Raw genomic sequence first — 18,159 nt, 5'->3', positions numbered from 1 at the left:
GGCCAGCCCTGCCCGCGCGACCACGACCCGGTGCGGGGCAGGCACCCCACACCGGCTCAGTGCTCCGGCAGCTGCCGACGCTCGCGCAGGCGGGCCAGGTCCTCACGCATCTCCGTCGGCAACAGCTCGGCCATCTGCTCCGGACGCAGCGGCAGGTCGAGCAGGCTGAGCTTGACCCGGCTGCGTCGCGCGTGCCGGCCGGGGTCGAGGCGGACGACCTGGGCCGCGTCCGGGCGCAGGGTTGCCGTCAGCGGGGTGGCCGGGTCGAGGGGCCGCCACGCGTTGCCGTCGACGCGCAGCATCGGCGGGGCGCTGCGGGCCGCGCCGCGCAGCGTGACGACGTCGCGCGCCGGTAACACGATCGAGCGGCTGACCCCCGACATCGACGCGACCGGGGTCACCGCCAGCACCTCCGCCGCCGGCGAGATCACCGGTCCGCCGGCGGCGTAGTTGTAGGCCGTGGAACCCGTCGGGGTGCTCAGGATCAGCGCGTCGCAGCGGTAGTACCCGAACTGCGCCCCGTCGACCAGCAGGTCGACCTCCACCGTCGCGCCGGGCTCGGCCCCGCCGACGACGACGTCGTTGAACGCGACCACCGCCGCGTCGCCTTCCTCGACCGCGATACAGCTGTGCGGCTCGATTTCGAAGTCCCCGGTGTGCACCCGTTCGAGTGCTCCGGCGAGCTCGGCCGGGGCGATCTCGACCAGGAAGCCGACGTTGCCGTAGTTGACCCCGAGCACCGGCACCGGCCGGTCCACCGCCAGCCGCATCGCGCCCAGCATCGTCCCGTCGCCCCCGAGGCTGACGACGGCGTCCACGCCGGCCGCGAACTCGACGTCGGGTACCACCGCCACCCCGGCCCCGACCTGCGCCGCGTCGGTGCCCCGGACCACCAGCTCGACCCCGTGCCGCTCGGCGTAGGAGACGAGCACGTCGACCGACTCGTGCACCGGCTTCCGCGGGTGCGCCACCACCCCGACGCGCGTGATCTCGGACCCTGCCATGACGTCCATTGTGGCCGCCCGGTGCCCGGCCCGCTCAGCCGAGGACGCCCAGTGCCGCCGGGGTGAACGGGACGATGTCGTCGTCCCGGCCGTCGAGGATCTTCGCCGTCCAGTCCGGGTCGGCGAGCAGCGAGCGGCCCACGGCGACGACGTCGAACTCGTCCGCCTCCAGGCGGTCCAGGAGGTCGTCGATCCCGGCGCGGCCCGCGGCTTCCCCGGCCATGCTCGCGGTGAACTCCCGGTCCAGGCCCGCCGAACCCACGGTGATCGCCGGTTTCCCGGTCAGCTTCTTGGCCCAGCCGGCGAGGTTCAGGTCGGCACCGTCGAACGCGGGCTGCCAGTAGCGGCGGGTGGAGGCGTGGAAGGCGTCCACGCCCGCGTCGACCAGCTCCCCGAGGATGACGCCGAACTCCTCGGGTGTGTCGGCGAGCCGGGCCGCGTAGTCGGACGCCTTCCACTGCGACAGCCGCACGACCACCGGGAAGCCGGGCGCCACCCGGGCCCGGACCGCGGCGACGGCTTCGGCCGCGAACCGGGCTCGCGCCCGCACGCCGCCGCCGTAGCGATCGGTGCGGCGGTTGGTCCGCGACCACAGGAACTGGTCGATCAGGTAGCCGTGGGCGCCGTGCAGCTCAACGCCGTCGAACCCGGCGCGTTCCGCCTCCCGGGCCGCCTCGCCGAACGCCGACAGCACGGCGTCGATGTCGGCCCGCGTCATGGCGTGCCCGCGGACGGTGCCCTCGAGCGGCACACCCGACGGGCCGATCGCCGGAGCGTCCGGGTACGGCGGATCCCCGGCCAGACGCGCCATCCCGACGTGCTGCAGCTGCGCGAAGATCCGCCCGCCGGCGTCGTGCACGGCCGTCGTGACGCGGGTCCAGCCGGCCAGCGCGCCGTCGCCGTACATGTGCGGGACCAGGTCGTGCTGGCCGGCGGACGGGTGGTTCACGTACGAGCCTTCGGTGATCACGAGCCCGGTCCCGCCGGCGGCTCGGCGGGCGTAGTACGCGGCGACGTCCGCCCCGGGCACGCCGCCGGGCGAGAACCCGCGGGTCATCGGGGACATGGCGACGCGGTTGGGCAGCGTCAGGCCGCCGACGGTGATCGGGCGGGAAAGCAGTTGTGCGGCGCGGGTTTCCACGAATCTCAGCTCCTCCTGGTCGGTTGACACCCAGGCTAGAATCTGACGTGGACGTGAGGTTCAACGTCTTGTGCCGCAGATCACGCCGGGAGGGCCCATGCGCATCGGAGAGCTCGCCGAGAAGACCGGCGTCAGCGTGCGCGCCCTGCGCTACTACGAAGAAAAAGGGATGCTCGTGCCGGAGCGCAGCGCCGGCGGGCACCGCTCGTACGCGGACGCCGGCGTGGGCGTGGTCTGGCTGATCCAGCAGTTCTACGCGGCGGGGCTGTCGAGCAAGTCGATCCAGGCGATCATGCCGTCGGTCCGGGCCGGCCGGGCGACCCCGGAGGTCCTCGAGCTACTGGTCACCGAACGCGACCGGATCGACAAGCTGGTCCGCGAGCTGACCGGCGCGCGGGAACGGCTGGACACCATCATCACCTCCGCGGGCGCGGACTCCTGCGCGCCACCGCCGTCGATCGTCGCCGAGAACGCCCCGAAACCCTGCCGTCCGCACTAAAGTCGGGGTATGAGGTTCCTGCGCGCGCTCGCCGCCACCGTCCTGCTCGCCGGGTGCTCGGCCGGCGTCGGCGGGACACCGTCGCCCGCACCGGCGACACCGGGAACCGCTGCCACGTCCAGCGCTCCCCCGGCCCAGCCGCACAAACTCGAGATCAAGATCGCGGGGACGGCGGTCCTCACGAAGCTGACCTCCACGGTCGACGGCGAGACGACCGAGGAAAACGACGTCAAGCTGCCGTGGAGCCGCACGTTCAGCTTCGCGCCCCACACCGGAAAGCACGTCTACAACATCGTCATGCTCTCCGCCGGCGGCGAGGTGAACGCGACGGCCACAGTGGACGGACAGCCGTGGGGCCAGACCAGCGGCAGCGGGGACGGCGCGTCGACCCAGTCGTTCAACGGCGACTTCAGCGACTGAACCCCGCCTCGGCCAGCGGCGGATCAAGAGCGTCGACGCCGAGCACGAGCACTCCGCCGGGCTCGGCCGCCACCACGACCCCGATCACCTCGCCGAGTTCGTCCAGCGCCGGCCCGCCCACGTCGGCGGGCGCCACCCGCACGTGGAACAGCCGGACTCCCGCCGCCGTGTCGCACCGGTCGACCAGGCCGGTTTCGCCGTCCGACGTCCGCAGCCGGTCGCCGATCCGCACCAGCGCGGGATATCCCAAAGGCAGCGGGGTGTTTTCCACCGGCTCGGCCAGCCGCAGCACGGCGACGGCGTGCTCCGGCGAGTCCGGCAGGTGGGTCCGGGTCACGCTCCGGGCGCCGAGGCCGGTGGCGACGACGGCGTCCGCGGTGAGGCCCGCCCGGCCGGTGACGACCAGGCGGTCCGAGACCAGGAAGCCGGCGCGGTCGCCCACCCTGACCAGCGCGGACGGCACCTCAGCCGGTTCGGCCCGGCGGAACTTCCGGTACCCCTCGACGTCGCCGGTCTCGGCGAGGCAGCGGGCGTACCGGCGGCGGTCGTCGGCGGCCGAGGGCGGCTCGGCGAGCGCGGCCAGTGCCTGCCGGTAGTCGCCGGCCGCGTAGTGCGCGCGGAACCGGCGCAGCGGATCCGGCTCGGCCAGCGCCAGCCGCACGAGGACCGCGTTCCAGCGGGCGATCCTGGTCGCCAGGTCGCGCAGCACGGTCAGCCGGGCGGTGAGGTCATCGGTCAGCCGCGTGGTTTCGGCGAAATCGGCGGCCGCGTCACCGCCGGGCCGGTCGAGGTGGTTCAGCGCCGCGACGGCGGTCTCGCGCACCGACTCCCGCGCGCGACGCAGGTCCAGCTCGGTCCGGCCGGCCTCGCCGAACATCTCGACCAGCAGCCCGGCGTCGTCGGCGCCGGGCACGGGAACGTGATTCCCCAAGCGGTGCCGGAACTCCTGCCACGCCGCGTCGCTGTCGTCGTCCATTGTGGACGCCGCCAGCTCACGCAGCCGCTCGCGCAGGTCCGTGAGCTCTTGCTGCCGCCGCTCGACTTCGCGCTGCCGTTCGTAGCTTCGGGTCAGTTCGGCGACTTCGCGCGGGGAAAGCAAGGTGGTGTCGGCGATCCGGATCGAAGCGGCCTTGCCGGTGGCCCGGTCGCGCGCGGTCACCGACAGCACGCAGCTCGCGTCGATCTCGAACGTGACGTCGATCTGGGGCACGCCCTTCTCGGCGGGCGGGATCCCGGACAGCAGGAACTGGCCGATCTTCGACTCCTGGTCGAGGCCGCCGTTGAAGATCTCGACGCGCACCACGGACTGGTTGTCGGCGTGCGTGGTGAACGCTTTCGAGCGCGTCGCCGGGATGGTCGTGGAGCGCGGCACGAGTTCGGTCAGGCTCTCGCGGTCGTGCTCGTCGTGCACCCGGATCCCCAGCGACAGCGGCGTGACGTCGAGCAGGACGATGTCGTCCAGCGAGCCGTCACGCATCGCGCCGAGGAGCGCGGCGCCCCCGGCCACCGCGGTCCGCGGGTCGGCCACCACGGTGCGGCGCAGCCCGAACGCGCGCTCGACCGTTTCCCTGACCAGCGGGGAAAACATCGGGCGGCCGATCAGCACCAGGTGGTCCGGACGGGTCTTGACCGAGGAGCTGAAGCCGGCGCAGATCTCGTGCAGGTGCGCCAGCTGCCCGGCCAGGATCGCGGCCAGCTCGGCGCGCGTCAGCTCCAGGCGGACGTCGCCGTCGCCGAAGCCGCGCAGCTCGTACTCGGCGTGCTCCCGCGCGGACAGCTCGACCTTCAGGCGCTCCGCGGCGATCGCCAGGCGGCGCCGCGCCGGGCCGCTCGCCGGCACCGCGATACCGCGCCGCTCCAGCTCGCCCGCCAGCGCCGTGGTGACGGCGGTGTCGAAGTCCTTGCCGCCGAAGGCACTGTCCCCGCCCACTTCCCGCACGTCGTAGACGTTCTCGCCGACGTCGAGCAGGCTCAGGTCCAGCGTGCCGGCACCGAGGTCGACGACGGCGATCGCGCCGCCGAGCCGCCGTTCGCGCGCGGCGGTGATGCACGCGGCCGTCGGCTCGTGGATCAGCCGGACGAGGTCGACCTCCGCGATGCGGCAGGCCGTGCGCGTGGCGGCCTTCTGGTTGTTGGTGAAGTAGGCCGGGATGGTCACGACCACCCGCGGCCGCTCCAGCCGCAGGTCGTGGTTGCGCTCGGCCCACGCCAGCCAGTCCTCGTGCACCTCGCCCAGCTCCTCGGCGGCCAGGTCCGCGACGCGCTCGCGCACCCGCTCGGCCAGGAAGGTCTCGACCAGGCCCCGGGCGTGCCGGACGAGCCGAGCGGCGACCTCCTCCGGCCGGAACGTGCGGTCGCGGACCTTGAAGAGCGTGCCCCGGCCCATCTTCCGCTTCGCGGCGTCGATGTGGCCGACCAGCCACGGCACGAGCGTCTCCTCGCCGTGCAGGCCGACCAGCTCGGTGCCGTCGCGGTCCACGCTCACCGTCGAGGCGAAGTGCACCTCGCCCTTCCAGGGGCAGAACACCGGGTGCCGCGTCTCGGTGTCGTAGACGGCGGCGGCGCAGGTCGTGGTGCCGAGGTCGAACCCCCAGATACCGCTGTAGCGCGCGTCGACGTCCGCGCGGGCCCGGGTGACCCACGCCTGCGCGCGCTCTTCGAACCGGACGCGGTCCCGCGCGCCCAGCGCGTCGAGCACCTCGGTGACTCGCGTGCGCAGGTGCGGGCGCACCAGTCCGTCGTCGACGAGCTCACGCAGCACGCCGGCGGCCGGGGACGCGGTACCGCGCGCCTCGACCGCGGTGAGGCAGCGCCGCGCGAGCTCGTCGTGGTCGCCGGTCCGGCGCAGGCATTCGGCCAGCCGGACGTCGTCGGCCGCGGCGTCACCGAGCCACCGCACGAGGCAGTCCGCGGCGGCGGCGAACCAGCCGGCCGCCAGGTACAGCGGGACAGCCCGTTCCGGCTGCCCGGTGCGGTCGAACAGCCCGGCCGCGCCGGCCGCGTCACCGCCGGCCTCGCACGCCTCGGCCCGGGCGGTCAGCGCGTCGGGCGTGTCGTCGTCCCGCAGCACCCGGACCGCCTCGCCGTACCGTCCGGCGCGCCGGAACTGCTGGTGGGCGCGGAAGAAGTCGCCGGCGTCCTCGGCGCGGGCGGCCGCCAGGGCGTGCTCCCCCGCCGCCTCCTCGACCCGGCTCCACGCGCGGAGGACGTCCCGCCGGTCGTCGCCGCGGCGCAGGAGCTCGCCGAAGTGCCGGCGCGTCACGCCGAGGAGCGTCGCCCGCAGCTCGGCCAGCCGGGGGTGCTCACCGTGGTCGAGGACCCGCTGCAGCTGCCGGGCGGCCTCGGCGAAGTCCTCCCCTTCGATCAGCCGGTGGACGCCGGCCTCGAAGCGGTCCACCAGCCCGTCGTGACGCTCGTCCTGCCCGGGTGGGCACGTCACGAGCGCGTCGGCGAACTGCCCGAGCTCCTCGTGGCACCGGCTCATCCCGTCGAGGCGGCCGGCTTCTTCGTAGGCGGGCAACGCTTCCGCGTACCGGCCGGCGTCGGCCAGCAGGTCTCCCAGCCGTCCGGACAACGCCGTGACGACGTCGCCGCGGTCGCGTGCCAGCGCGAGCCCGGCCGTGACGTCATCGATCTCCGCGCCGGCCAGGCAGATGTCCAGTGCCTGCCGTTCCTGCTCTCGCGTCGCGGCCAGCCGGACGGCCGCCGCGCCGTGCCCGAGGAACCGCCGGACCTCGAACAGCTCCGGCACCAGCTCCGGCGGCAGGTGTTCGAAGAACAGGCGCCACATCTGCTCGTCGCCGGCGAACTCCTGCGCCGGGTAGCCGCGCAGGACCCGCGTCACGACGTCGAGGTCGAGCACGCCCAGCGCCCGCCACCGATCGAAGGCGCGCACGATCGACGCGGCGCCGGTGAGCAGCTCGGCCAGCCGGTCCCGGGCGCGCAGCTGCGCCGCCGGCAGCCCCAGCCGCGTCACCACCTCGAACACGACCGTCGTCGCGGGCAGGTCCGAGCCGGTCAGCCACGGCTCGTCGGCCGCCGTCAGCGGGTAGCGCTCCGGCGGGATTCTGTTGTCGTACCGCCGGAAGAGCGCTTCGGCCTGCGCGGTGTCCACCCGCAACGCCAGCCGCAAAGCGGTGCGATAGGCACGGGTCATCCGAGCGGCGGGCGGTTCGGCAAAACCCGACGCGAGCCGGGCCGTGGCGCGCGCCAGCCGCTTCTCCGGACCGCCGCGGAACAGGTCGAGAAGGCGGGACTCGCTCATTCGGGGAACAGCGGGGCGTCAGGGAGTTCGAGCCACTCCAGGTCCATCGGCACCAGGGTAGTCGACAGCACCAGCTCGCGGAGCAGGTTCACGGTCAGCGTCAGCCCCACCGGCTCCCCCACCTCCTCCCGCCGCAGCCCGTGCACCCCGGCGTCGGAAAGCCGTTGGCGGACCCGGGAAACGAGGTGTTCGACGCGCTTGGCCGTCCAGTTCTCGCGCGGCCGCCGCTCGGCGAGCTCGGCGGCCGCCTGCTGCCGGGACAGCGGCAGCGGCTGGGGGTCGTAGCCGAGGTAGCGCTGCCCGAGCACAGCCAGCACGAGGTGTTCCTCCGGTGAGAGCCGCCAGCGTTTCGGCGGCGCCGTCGGCTGGGTCGGGCGGCGCGTGGTGACGCCGGCCTCGCCGTCGGAGACGAGCAGCTCCAGCACGTGCTCACGCGTGCCGCGCAGGAACAGCGCGGTGTAGCCCTCGGCCAGCGGCAGCGGTTCGCCGTCGCGGTGCAGCAGGACGCTGTCGGACAGCCGGATCGGCGACCGGCCGGTGTTGCTGAGCCACCAGCGGTCCCGCTCGCGCACGAGCAGCCCGTGCATCCGGCTGATCCGCACGTCCTCCTCGCCGACGCAGACGTCGACCTCCAGCCGGTTGCGCCCGAAGGTCACCCGGCTGCCGGGCGAGGGCGGCACCGCGACGCCGCCGGTCACGGTGAGCGCGCTCAGCGTGCCCGGCACGACGTCGGCGACGCCGTGGCGCAGGCTGTGCTGGCGGTGCGGGTCGAGGCGTCCGGTGGCCACGGCTACCTCCGCTCGTAGGCGCCGATGTCGAAGCCCGCGCCGGCGGGCCGGGCGACCCCGTCGAGGTCGGCCGCCGGGGCGTGCGCGGGGCTGCCGGCGTCGACCGCGGCCGAGCCCGCGACGAGGTGGAAGTCGCCGTGGGCCGGATCGGCGAAGCCCGGGTCGCCGGCGAGGTTGTGGTCGGCGGCGAACGGCCCGGCGTCGACCGACCCGTCGCCGAACACGTTGTTGCGCAAGGTGTTCGTCCCGGCGAAGCGGTCGGCGTCGATCAGCACCGAGCCGCGGCCGTTGCCGGCGAAGGTGTTGTTGACGATCTCGAGGTTCCGTATGGTCCCGGCGGACTCGACCCAGAGGCTCAGCCCGGCCTGCGCGTTGCCGGTGGACAGGTTGTCGAAGACCCGGACGTCCGAGAGCAGCCGGCTTTCCGAGTAGTCCTCGACGGCCAGCCCGATCCCGGCCTTGGTGGCCTCGCGGGTGCCGCCCACGACGTTGGCGTAGACGTCCACAGTGGACGACGAGTCGACGTAGACGTCCGGCCCCCGGTTGCCGGTCACGACGTTGTGGTGGATCTTCACCCGGGCCGCGTCGTCGTACTTGACGTCGATGCCCTCCTCGCCGTTGTCGTGCACGCGGCAGCCGGACACCTCGACGTCCGACGAGCCCGAGGCGATGCTGAGGGCTTCGTGGTCGGCCGCGGTGCCGCGGGAGTTGGTGCCGCGGATGTCGCAGTGGGCGACGCGCACCCGCCGCGTGCCGACCAGCACGAGCCCGCCGTCGCGGGAGCCGTCGACGCCGAAGCGGTCGAACACGAGGTCGTGCGCGCCCTCGGCGTACACGCCGAAGCGGGTCGAGCCGGTCACGGTCACGTCGGTGAACTCCAGCCGGCTGTGCCCGCCCACGGCCAGGCCGCCGCCTCCGGCCAGCACGGCCGTGCCGCCGGCGCCGGTGAACCGGATGGGACGGCCCGGGGCGCCGTCGTGGCGGATGGTCAGCCCGCCCGGGTAGGTGCCGGCCTCGATCGCGACCGTGTCGCCCGGGCGGGCCGCGTCGGCCGCGGCCTGGACCGCCGCGTACTCGCCGTGCGGACCGACGTGCAGGGTCCGCGGCACCGGTCCGGCGGCCCCCTCGGCCGTCGGAACGGTCGTGGCCACCAGCAGCGCCACCCCGGCCAGTACCCGCATCGCCACTTTCTCGTCCCCGTCCCTTCCCCGGCCGCTTTCCCCGACAAGCACTGTCTAACCGAGGTCGCCGGGGACCGGTCCCCGGTTCACGGCAGCCGTCGGACGAGGTCCTCCGCCAGCGAGCGCGCGGTCGCGCACAGCGCGGTCCCGTCGGCCGCCCTGGCGTCCTGCAGGGACACCGTGACGACCTCCTCCCGGTGCGGGTCGGTGCCGGGCAGCACGGGCAGCACCGGGGTGTAGAAGCGGTGCACGACCTCGACGGCGCACTCCGGCCGCCCGTCCGGCACCGGCGCCACGACGGCGTTCCGGTTGCCGACGCGGATCCGGTCGCCGGGCACGTCCGAGTCCGCCTCGATCGGCCATTCCCGGCTGTACTCGACGGTGATCGTGCGCGGGTCGTGCTCCCAGGTGCAGCCCCAGCCGCCGAACTCGCGGTCGGGCTGCTTGGCCTGGCCCAGCGCGCCCGACGTCGTGGCGGCGTCGAGCAGGCCGCAGGCGTCGACGTGCGCCAGCGACCACTCCGGGAACGGCCGCTCGCGCACCGGCAGCGGGCCGTTGGCGAGCTTGGCCAGCACGCCGGACAGCACCGCCTCCGAGAAGGCGCACAGCGGCGCGTCCTCCGCGCGGTCCACCCGGTGGGACATGACGACGATCCGGTTGGCGTCGGCCAGCGAAATGGCGCGAACGCACTTGCCGTCGCGCTCCTCGGGGCGCTCGATGTCGCCCACCTTGCCGGGCACCGGCGGCCGGGTCGGGTACCGCAGCGGGCCGGTCAGCGAGAGGACGCTCTGCACCTGACCGGAGTCGTCGGACAGCGTGGTCGTGACCACGCACGTGCCGAAGTCCAGCACCTCGGGGTCCACGAACGGCTGCCCGAACGGGACGAGCGAGTCGGTCGAGATCGCCGCGCACGGGTCGGTCGCGGCGGGGTCGGCGCCGAGGGTGTTCGGCCCGGCCGCGGCCGGGGCGGGGGTCGCCGGCGACGACCGGGTCAGGACGAACCCGGCCACCAGCGCGGCCGCCACCACCACCGCGGCCCCGGCGAGCAGCCGGCGGCGCAGGTGTCGTCGCGGCCGCCTCGGGACCGGTGCGTCCGCGGTGAGCAGGGTGACCACCTCGGCGGCGGTGGGCCGGTCGGCGGGGTGCCGGGCCATCAGCGCGGCGAGCACCGGCGCGAACGGCCCCGCGCGCTCGGCCGGCGCCGGACGTCCGCCGGCGGCCCGGCGCATCTGCGCGAACGGGCCGTCCTCGCCGGATCCCCACGGCGACCGGCCTTCGATCGCGGCGTAGAGGGTGGCGCCGAGGGAGAAGACGTCCGACGCGGGACCGGCTTCACCGCCGTCGGCCACCTCCGGCGCGACGTACCCGAGCGTGCCGGTGAGCTGGGCGCCGCCGGTGCGGGTGACCTCGGTCCAGCGCGCGATGCCCAGGTCGGTCAGCTTGGCGACGTCGTCGGCGGTCACCAGGACGTTGCCGGGCTTGACGTCGCGGTGGACCATGCCGCGGGCGTGCATCTCCGCGAGGGCCGCGGCGAGCTGCGCGCCGATCCGCCGGACCCGGTCCTCGGGCAGCGGCCCGCCGTCGTCGACGAGCTCTTCGAGGCTCCGCGCGGCGAGGTACTCCGTGACGAGCCACTGCGCGTCGCCGTCGGCGACCGTGTCGAACACCGTGACGACGTTCGAGTGCAGCAGCCCGGCCCCGATCCGCGCCTCCCGCCGGATCTGCCCGGCGTCCTCGCCGAGGGACCGCTTGAGCGTCACCTGCCGGCCGAGCTCGAGGTCGGCCGCCCGCCAGACGACGCCCATCCCACCCCGGCCGAGCTCCTCTTCCAGCCGGTACCGGCCGGCCACGACTCGCCCCTTGCCCACGGGGGCAGTCTAGGGAACGCCGTGACACGCCGCTGACCCCCTGTCACCGCGGCGGCGGGCCGAACCGGTTCTCCCCCGGCTTGCCCCGCTCGCTCCAGAAGACGGTGAGGAGGATCCAGCCGATGCACGAGATGACGCCGACGCACCACCAGCCGGACCGCCCGGTGTCGTGCAGCCGCCGGATCCCGACACTGACGAACGGCACCAGCCATGGCAGGTAGAGCACGGTGGCGACGGTGTAGAACCACTCTTCGTCCACGGCGTTCTCGACGCCCCCGAGCACCAGGACCAGCGGCACGTAAGCCAGGAAGAAGTACCAGAACTCCGGCCGCGACGCCCGGCCCCGGCACCGGAAGCTCAGGCGCACCGCCCGGGCCAGCGCGGCTCCGAAGCCGATCCTGCTTCTCTCCGCGACGCCGTCGAAGTGCATGCGGCGAGCTTGGGGCAGGCGGCCAGGGACCGGTCCCGGCCCAGCTGGTCGGCGGTCGCCGGCGCGTCGCCGATCAGGTAGTTCCGCGCGATCGGTACCGCGGTGAACCAGACGGCGGCCGCGGCTTCGAGATCGTCACGATCACGGCGGCGATCGCGCCCGGGGCTCGTTCCAGCGGGAGCTTCCGGGGACCGGTCCCGGGTCAGACCTCGCGGACGGACTCCGCCTCGAACGCGGCCAGCACGACTCGCGCGGAGCAGCGGCTGTGCCCGGACGCGGTCGACGGCTTGCGCCGCACGACGACCTCGTACCGTCGGGCTCCCCCGGTCACCAGCACCTTCCGGACGTCACCGCCGGATTCCTCTTCGATCGCCAGCACGGCGTCGAGGCCGCGCAGGCCGGTGCGGCCGCGGATCTCGATCTCGGCGAACTGCGACCACGGGCTCGCCGCGGCGGTCCGGCCGCGCAGGTTCTCCAAGCGGACGTTGCCGCTCAGCGCTTCCTTGGCGACGAGCTCGGCCTCGGTCACCGCGAGGCTGCCGTGGAGGTAGCCGTCGGGGACCGTCAGCAGGTTGCCGGCCCAGCGGTCGCCGCCGACGTGGCTGACCTCCCAGACCTGGCCGGGGTGGTTCTGGGCCAGCCCGGTGACCACCGGACGCCCGAAGACCGCGCAGCACATGTCCTTGCTGCCGTGCGTGCAGACGAGGAAGAGCGGGCCGGACACCGGTTCGCCGTGCCCGCGGCGGCCCGCGGCGACGGCTTCGAGGTCGAGGTGGGCGAGTTCGCCGAGGTCGGCGATGTCGAGCCGTTCGAGCCAGCGGTGCCCCGGCAGGCCACTGGCGACGTAGACCGCGCGCGGCGCACCCGGCACTCGCGCGTGCCGGCCGGGCTTGCGGATGAGCAGGGGGCGCAGGCCGGCGTCGGCGGCGGCTTCGAGCCGCGCGGCGGGCAGCGCTTCGGCCAGCACTTCTTCGAGAGCGTCCGGCCCCCAGGAACCCGGCTGCTCGATGAGCAGCCACGACGTCATGCGCGCGGCGGTCCCGGCGGGCTCGCCACCGAGCTCGCGGGTCAGTGCGGCGCACGCGGGCGCCGCGGTCGGGCTGGGAGAGCAGATTCCCGCCTCAGCCATCAACCCTGACTTAGGCATGCCTAAGCGTACCCGAAGTCGAGCGAATCAATCCCCCTGATGTGACCGGCTCGTCGACGAGGTCCCTCGATCGAGCGGTGAGCGGACCCGGGTGGCGGCCTGACCGCCACCCGGGGTGCCGTCACGCTCTCGCCACGAGCCCCTGGGTCACCAGCTCGCCCAGCAACGCCCGCACGGTCGCCCGGTCGACGCCCGGCAGGGCATCGGCCAGCACCTTGAACGGCTGCGGAGCGCCGCCGAGCAACGCCGCCAGCACCGGCCGCGCGGCTGCCGCGAAGACCAGGCGCTTCCCGGCGCCGACCAGCGCCACGGTGCCGTCGCCGTCCACCAGCGCGGCACGCGGGACGAGCAGCCGGACCTCGAAGTCGTCGTCCGGCGGCAGCAGCTCCGCCGTCGCCGCCCACGGCAGCCCGACGCGGGTCTGCGCGGGGGCCTGGGCGTCCCGGTCGGCGAGGAAGCGGTCGACGAGGTCCCCGGCGGTCAGCTCGGCGAGCCGCCGGCGCACCGCCTCGGCCCGCTCGGCCCGCACCTCCGGCCCGGCGAACCGGGGCAGGTCCGCGCGGAACAGCTCGTCGGCCCGCAGCTGGTCGGCCAGCCACGCCACCAGGTCCACGCCGGTGGCGGCGTTGAACCCGATCGTCAGGTGGAGCGACTCCTCGCCGACGGCGGACACGTCGTGCCAGTGCCCGCGCGGCAGGTAGAGGACGTCGCCGTCTTCCAGCAGGAAGTCCTCGTACGGCTCCCCTTCCGGGCGTTCCGGCAGCTCGACGTCCCGCTGCAGCGGCGCGCGCCGGGTGACGCCGTGCAGGCGCCAGCGCTTGCGCCCGGAGAGCTGGATGATGAACGCGTCGTGGTCGTCCCAGTGCACGTCGAAGCCGTGCGTGGTGCCCCAGCCCGCGTACAGGTTGACCTGGATCCGCTCCCGCAGGTCGTGCTCCAGCCGGCTCGCCAGCTCCCCGACGCCGTCGACCAGCTCGTTGACCGAGTCGACGACGAGCGTCGCCCCAGCTCGCAGGTGCTCGGCGAAGGGCGCCGACAGCACGCGCGGCACGAAGCCGTTGCGCCGGGTCGACACCATCTCGGTGTAGGTGTGGGCGGGCACGACCTCGCCGTCGAGTGCGAGGCGCAGCCGGGGGAACTCCAGGCGGTGCTGCCGCAGCACCCGGTCCAGCTCCGGCCACGGGAGGAGGCCGGCGAACCGGCCCTTCTCGCCCGGGAAGCGCCGCGGCGCCTTCCCCAGTACGTCTTCGAAGAACTGGCCGGCCTCGAGCGGAGCCACGAGGCCGGCCAGTCCGGGAATCTCCGTCACGGAGCGGGACGACCGCTAGTCGTTGCCGTCGTTGTCGGCGACCGCGCCGTTGGCCTTGCCCCGGTCCACCGCGGCCGTCAGCGTCTCGACGCCGAGCAGCAGACCACTGGCGGGCATCTCGTTGGGCGTTGCGGCGTTTTCCATCCGGACCTCGCAAACGTCGACGACAGGGATTCCCACGCTACGTCAAGATCCGTGGATCGGGCATAGGTCATTTAGGTAGTCCGCCACCGCCCGGACGTCACCGGCGTCGCAGATCAACGCGACGAAGCCGTCGGGGCGGAGCAGCACGAGGGTGGTGCCGGCCGCGCCGTACGCGGTGGCAAGGTGACCGTGGGTGTCGGCGATCTCGCCGGGACCGGCCGGCCGCTCCACGACGCGGAACGTCCTGAGCCCGGCCGGGTACGGCCCGGGCCCGCCGCCGAAGTCCAGCAGCGTGAAGCCTCCCCCGCGGATCAGGTCGAACAGCCGGCGTTCGCCGTCCACCGTGGTCAGCCCGGTCGCGTCCGGGGCGCGGTCGCCGGCGCGCAGTGACGCGGTCTCGTCACGGTCGTCGCGTGCGAGGACGGACCCGCGGTAGCCGATGCCGAGCTGCATGGTGGCCGCGTCGCGCCGGATCGGGATGCTCTTCCGGTCGACCGCCTCCTTGAGACGCGCGTCCGACAGCGCGAGCACGCCCGCCGCGACCGGCCGCCGCTCGGCCTCGTAGCTGTCGAGCAGGGCCGGCGACGCGCCGTTCGCGACCGCCGCGAGCTTCCAGCCGAGGTTGTGCGCGTCCTGGATGCCGGTGTTCATCCCCTGGCCACCGGCGGGCGAGTGGATGTGCGCCGCGTCGCCGGCGAGGAACACCCGGCCCTCGCGGTAGCGGCCGGCGAGGCGGACGTTGGCGCGCCACAGCGACGTCCATTCCGGTTCGTGGAGCCGGACGTCGGTGCGGCCGCTGCGCCGCTCGAGGAGCGCCTGCAGGTTGGTGAGCCCGAGGCCGGCGTCCTGCCCCGGCGCGATGCTCGCCTGGAACTGGAAGACGCCGGTCGAAGGCAACGGGCAGAGGGTGACCATGCCCTCCTCGTGCCGCCACATGTGCCAGGCCGTGCGATCGAGGCCGTCGACCTCGACGTCGGCGACGATCATCCGCACCTCGTCGCGGGTCTCGCCCTCGAACGCGATCCCGGCCCCCTTGCGGGCGGTGCTGTGGCCGCCGTCGCAGCCCACCAGCCACGACGCGGTGACCGTCTCCGCGACGCCGTCCTTGACGACCACGGCCGAGACGCCCTCGTCCGACTGCTCGAAGCTCTCGAGCGCGGCGCCGAACTCGACCGAACCGCCGAGCTCCGCGAGTTTCAGTCCCAGTGCTTCCTCGACGCGCCATTCGGGCGTGATCAGGCTCGCCGGGTACGGGATGTCGGGGCGTTCCGCGGGCGTCTCGGTGCCGCTCAGCGTCACCTGGCCATCGGGGGCGGTCGACCGGATCGGCATCGAAAGGCGGCCGTGGGCGAGCACGCGGCCGACGACGCCGAGGTCGTCGAACACCTCGAGGGTGCGCGGCTGGACGCCCTTGCCGCGCGAGCCGGGCCGCGGGCCGGGGGCGGCCTCGAGCAGGCGGACCGGGACGCCGGCGCGGGCGAGCTCGCAGGCCAGCGTGAGGCCGGTCGGGCCGGCGCCGGCGATCAGCACCTGTGTCGTCGTCATCGTGGGTCCCCCACCTCAAGATAGGAATCGCTTTCTAACTACCGTAGGCCGACTTGCGAAGAAAGGAAACCCTTTCTATCGTGACGCGGTGACTTCCGAGCCCGTCCGCCGCCGCCGGCACGGCAAGCAGCTGGAGGCCGACCTGCTCGCCGCCGGCTGGGACGAGCTGGTCGAGGCCGGCTACGGCCGTCTGACCATGGAGTCGATCGCCGTGCGCGCCCGCACCAGCGAGGCCGTGCTCTACCGCCGCTGGGCCAACAAGGACGAGCTCGTGCTGGCCGCGATCGAGCACTACCGGGACGCCCACCAGGTCGCGGTCCCCGACACCGGCACCCTGCGCGGCGACCTGCTCGCCCAGCTCAAGGCCGTGAGCGAAACCCTGGGCACGTTCCTCGCCATCGCCGCGGCGACCGCCTTCTCGGGCCTGCCGGCCGGCACCGGCCTGACCCCCGCGCAGGTCCGCGCCAAGGTCATGGGCGACCAGGCGCTCCCCCACGCACGCGCGCTCTACCGGCGCGCCCACGACCGCGGCGAGATCGACCTGGACCGCGTCTCCGCCGCGCTGCTCGACCTGCCGTTCGACCTGGTGCGCCACGACCTGCTCATGGAGCTCCGGCCACCGGCGCCGGAACGCATCCGGGTGATCGTCGACGAGTTCTTCCTGCCCCTCCTGCGGAACCACCAGGCGGGCCGGACGTCCAGGGAGTGACCCCGTTCGGCCGGACGGAAGGACCCGCGGGATGTCCCTTTTGACGAACCGGGCGCCGGCCGTCGACGAGGCTCCTCCGCCGGACCCGGCGCCCGGCCGGTCGCGGCAGTGGCTGTTCGCGCTCGTCGTGGTCGCCCTGCTCGCGGAGATGGCGGTCGCGATGCTCACGACGGCCGTCGAGCAGTCGCCAACCATCGACGAGCCGGTCTACGTGGGCACGGCGGTCGTCTACCTGGAGCAGCACAGCCTGCGCTACAACCCGGAGCACCCGCCGCTGGGCAAGCTGATCATCGGGACCGGCCTCGCCTTCGCCGGCGTCCACCTCGACCCCGCCTTCGCCGGCGACCAGACGCAGCTCGGCCGGCACGTGCTGTACGAGTCGGGCAACGACCCGGGACGGCTGCTCTTCCTGGCGCGGCTGCCGGTGATCGTGCTGACGCTCCTGTTCGGGCTGGTCGTCTTCGCGTTCGCCCGCGACCTGACCGGCCCGGCCGGCGGCGTGACGGCCCTGGCCCTGTACGCGTTCTCGCCCGACCTCATCGCGCACGGGTCGCTGGCCACCCTCGACGTGCCGGTGGCCGGGTTCCTGCTGACGTCGGCCTGGCTGCTGTGGCGGGCCCGGCGGCGTCCCGGCCTGTACCTGCCTCTCGCGGGGCTCGCCCTGGGTGCGGCCGTGGCGACGAAGATGAGTGCGCTGGCCGCGGTTCCGGTCGTGGTGCTCCTGGCCGTGCTGTCTTTCTGGCACGCCAACCGTGACGGTCCGCAAAGGACGCTCCGAGTGCTCGGGACCGGCGTGGCGGCGGCCGGCGCCGTGGCCCTGATCGCCGCCGCCGTGGTGTGGGCGTCCTACCTCGCCGTGGATCCGCGGCTGCACTGGGCGACGCCGCCGGGCCTGCCGGCCGACCACGGCCTGCGCGCACTGGTCGACCGGCTGCCGCTGCCCCGGCCGTACCTCGACGGGATGCGCGTCCAGTTCGCCTTCGAAGACCGGACGTGGAGCACTTTCCTGCTGGGCCGGTACCACGCCGGTGCGCTCTGGTACTACCTGCCGGTCGCGCTGCTGGTGAAGACGCCGCTGGGCGCGCTGGCCCTCGGGCTGGCCGGCGCGGTGGTGCTGGTGGCGCTGCCGCGGCTGCGCCCGGCGGCACCGTACGTGCTCGTCCCCGCGGCCGTGCTGCTGGCGGCGGCCATGACCAGCACCCGCGACCTCGGCGTCCGGTACGCGATCTTCGCCCCGATGTTCCTGGCGATCGCGGCGGCGGGCGTCGTCGCCCTGCGACGGCGGTGGGCGCACGTCGCGGTGGCGGTCCTGGTCGCGTTCGCGGTGGTGAGCTCGCTGCGGACGTTCCCCTACTACCTGCCGTACTCCAACGAGGCGTTCGGCGGCCCGGCGGAGACCCACCTGCGCCTGCACGACTCGAACGTCGACTGGGGCCAGGACCTGGGCCGGCTGGGGGAACGCCTGGGACGCGACCACCCCGGTGAGCGGGTCTGGCTGGTGTACAAGGGAAGCGGCGTGCCGTCCGCGTACGGCATCGACGCCGCCGACCCGCTCGCGGTGCCCCCGTCGGAGGTGCACGGGCTGCTCGCGGTGTCGGACTCCGCGATCGCCAAGGCGGACGACCGCCTGACGGCGCTGATCACCGGCAGCACCCCGATCGACGAGGTCGGCCACTCCCTGACCATCTACCGCCGCCCGTAGCGAGTGCC

Annotated in this window: 15 protein-coding genes; 4 read left to right on the top strand and 11 right to left on the bottom strand. The window is 74.1% G+C overall.

Features of this window, described 5'->3' with window-relative positions; translation table 11 throughout:
• Nucleotides 1–56: 56 nt before the first annotated feature.
• Nucleotides 57–1,004 (bottom strand): NAD(+)/NADH kinase, encoded by a 948-nt coding sequence (locus ACZ7OU_RS27170; RefSeq protein WP_470257263.1) that lies wholly within the window; start codon nt 1,002–1,004, stop codon nt 57–59.
• 34 nt (nt 1,005–1,038) lie between these two features.
• Complete coding sequence (locus tag ACZ7OU_RS27165; RefSeq protein ID WP_470257262.1) at nt 1,039–2,175, bottom strand: oxidoreductase; 1,137 nt, start codon at nt 2,173–2,175, stop codon at nt 1,039–1,041.
• 67 nt (nt 2,176–2,242) lie between these two features.
• Between ACZ7OU_RS27165 and ACZ7OU_RS27160 the strand changes: the two genes are divergently transcribed.
• Together ACZ7OU_RS27160 and ACZ7OU_RS27155 are read left to right on the top strand one after the other, a co-directional pair.
• Nucleotides 2,243–2,644, top strand: coding sequence for a MerR family transcriptional regulator (locus tag ACZ7OU_RS27160; RefSeq protein ID WP_470237264.1), 402 nt, complete (start codon nt 2,243–2,245; stop codon nt 2,642–2,644).
• Between the two features lie 9 nt (nt 2,645–2,653).
• Nucleotides 2,654–3,064, top strand: a complete 411-nt coding sequence (locus ACZ7OU_RS27155; RefSeq protein WP_470257261.1) for a YdgH/BhsA/McbA family protein — start codon at nt 2,654–2,656, stop codon at nt 3,062–3,064.
• Here ACZ7OU_RS27155 and ACZ7OU_RS27150 read toward each other — a convergent pair.
• The 9 genes from ACZ7OU_RS27150 to ACZ7OU_RS27110 all read right to left on the bottom strand — a co-directional run bounded on the left by ACZ7OU_RS27150 (nt 3,054) and on the right by ACZ7OU_RS27110 (nt 15,740).
• Complete coding sequence (locus ACZ7OU_RS27150) at nt 3,054–7,328, bottom strand: Hsp70 family protein (RefSeq protein WP_470257260.1); 4,275 nt, start codon at nt 7,326–7,328, stop codon at nt 3,054–3,056. The genes ACZ7OU_RS27155 and ACZ7OU_RS27150 overlap by 11 nt on opposite strands.
• Nucleotides 7,325–8,116 carry an FHA domain-containing protein gene (locus tag ACZ7OU_RS27145; RefSeq protein WP_470257259.1) on the bottom strand — a complete coding sequence of 264 codons (792 nt, stop codon included), beginning with the start codon at nt 8,114–8,116 and terminating at the stop codon, nt 7,325–7,327. Before ACZ7OU_RS27145 ends, ACZ7OU_RS27150 begins: the two co-directional genes overlap by 4 nt.
• A gap of 2 nt (nt 8,117–8,118) precedes the next feature.
• A complete protein-coding gene (locus ACZ7OU_RS27140; RefSeq protein ID WP_470257662.1) occupies nt 8,119–9,297 on the bottom strand; it encodes a right-handed parallel beta-helix repeat-containing protein in 1,179 nt (392 codons plus the stop codon).
• 86 nt (nt 9,298–9,383) lie between these two features.
• The gene (locus ACZ7OU_RS27135; protein ID WP_470257258.1) at nt 9,384–11,165 is read right to left on the bottom strand and encodes a serine/threonine-protein kinase; all 1,782 of its coding nucleotides are present in this window, start codon (nt 11,163–11,165) and stop codon (nt 9,384–9,386) included.
• Between the two features lie 43 nt (nt 11,166–11,208).
• On the bottom strand, nt 11,209–11,595 hold the full coding sequence (locus ACZ7OU_RS27130; protein WP_470257257.1) for a DUF805 domain-containing protein: 387 nt from the start codon (nt 11,593–11,595) through the stop codon (nt 11,209–11,211).
• Nucleotides 11,596–11,797: 202 nt separating this feature from the next.
• A complete protein-coding gene (locus ACZ7OU_RS27125; protein WP_470257256.1) occupies nt 11,798–12,724 on the bottom strand; it encodes a sucrase ferredoxin in 927 nt (308 codons plus the stop codon).
• A gap of 139 nt (nt 12,725–12,863) precedes the next feature.
• Entirely contained in the window at nt 12,864–14,051 is a 1,188-nt protein-coding gene (locus ACZ7OU_RS27120) for a cupin domain-containing protein (protein WP_470237271.1), read from the bottom strand.
• Between the two features lie 15 nt (nt 14,052–14,066).
• Nucleotides 14,067–14,195 carry a hypothetical protein gene (locus tag ACZ7OU_RS27115; protein WP_284741555.1) on the bottom strand — a complete coding sequence of 43 codons (129 nt, stop codon included), beginning with the start codon at nt 14,193–14,195 and terminating at the stop codon, nt 14,067–14,069.
• Nucleotides 14,196–14,237: 42 nt separating this feature from the next.
• Nucleotides 14,238–15,740: an FAD-dependent oxidoreductase gene (locus ACZ7OU_RS27110; protein ID WP_470257255.1), complete on the bottom strand. Its 1,503-nt coding sequence runs from the start codon at nt 15,738–15,740 to the stop codon at nt 14,238–14,240.
• Between the two features lie 88 nt (nt 15,741–15,828).
• On the opposite strand from ACZ7OU_RS27110, the gene ACZ7OU_RS27105 reads away from it, so the two are divergent.
• Together ACZ7OU_RS27105 and ACZ7OU_RS27100 are read left to right on the top strand one after the other, a co-directional pair.
• A complete protein-coding gene (locus tag ACZ7OU_RS27105) occupies nt 15,829–16,449 on the top strand; it encodes a TetR/AcrR family transcriptional regulator (protein WP_470257254.1) in 621 nt (206 codons plus the stop codon).
• A 31-nt stretch (nt 16,450–16,480) separates the two neighbouring features.
• Entirely contained in the window at nt 16,481–18,151 is a 1,671-nt protein-coding gene (locus tag ACZ7OU_RS27100) for an ArnT family glycosyltransferase (protein ID WP_470257253.1), read from the top strand.
• The last annotated feature ends 8 nt before the right edge of the window (nt 18,152–18,159 follow it).

This window comes from Amycolatopsis sp. NPDC114505 (genome assembly GCF_055633615.1).
The sequence above is the reverse complement of the archived record's forward strand: the minus strand, read 5'-3'. Positions and strand labels throughout refer to the sequence as shown.

Bases quoted from the DNA above. Each gene is read 5' to 3' on its own strand.
- ACZ7OU_RS27170 (WP_470257263.1), bottom strand. From the start codon at position 1,004: ATGGCAGGGTCCGAGATCACGCGCGTCGGGGTGGTGGCGCACCCGCGG.
- ACZ7OU_RS27160 (WP_470237264.1), top strand. From the start codon at position 2,243: ATGCGCATCGGAGAGCTCGCCGAGAAGACCGGCGTCAGCGTGCGCGCC.
- ACZ7OU_RS27155 (WP_470257261.1), top strand. From the start codon at position 2,654: ATGAGGTTCCTGCGCGCGCTCGCCGCCACCGTCCTGCTCGCCGGGTGC.
- ACZ7OU_RS27150 (WP_470257260.1), bottom strand. From the start codon at position 7,328: ATGAGCGAGTCCCGCCTTCTCGACCTGTTCCGCGGCGGTCCGGAGAAG.
- ACZ7OU_RS27140 (WP_470257662.1), bottom strand. From the start codon at position 9,297: ATGCGGGTACTGGCCGGGGTGGCGCTGCTGGTGGCCACGACCGTTCCG.
- ACZ7OU_RS27130 (WP_470257257.1), bottom strand. From the start codon at position 11,595: ATGCACTTCGACGGCGTCGCGGAGAGAAGCAGGATCGGCTTCGGAGCC.
- ACZ7OU_RS27125 (WP_470257256.1), bottom strand. From the start codon at position 12,724: ATGGCTGAGGCGGGAATCTGCTCTCCCAGCCCGACCGCGGCGCCCGCG.
- ACZ7OU_RS27115 (WP_284741555.1), bottom strand. From the start codon at position 14,195: ATGGAAAACGCCGCAACGCCCAACGAGATGCCCGCCAGTGGTCTGCTG.
- ACZ7OU_RS27110 (WP_470257255.1), bottom strand. From the start codon at position 15,740: ATGACGACGACACAGGTGCTGATCGCCGGCGCCGGCCCGACCGGCCTC.
- ACZ7OU_RS27100 (WP_470257253.1), top strand. From the start codon at position 16,481: ATGTCCCTTTTGACGAACCGGGCGCCGGCCGTCGACGAGGCTCCTCCG.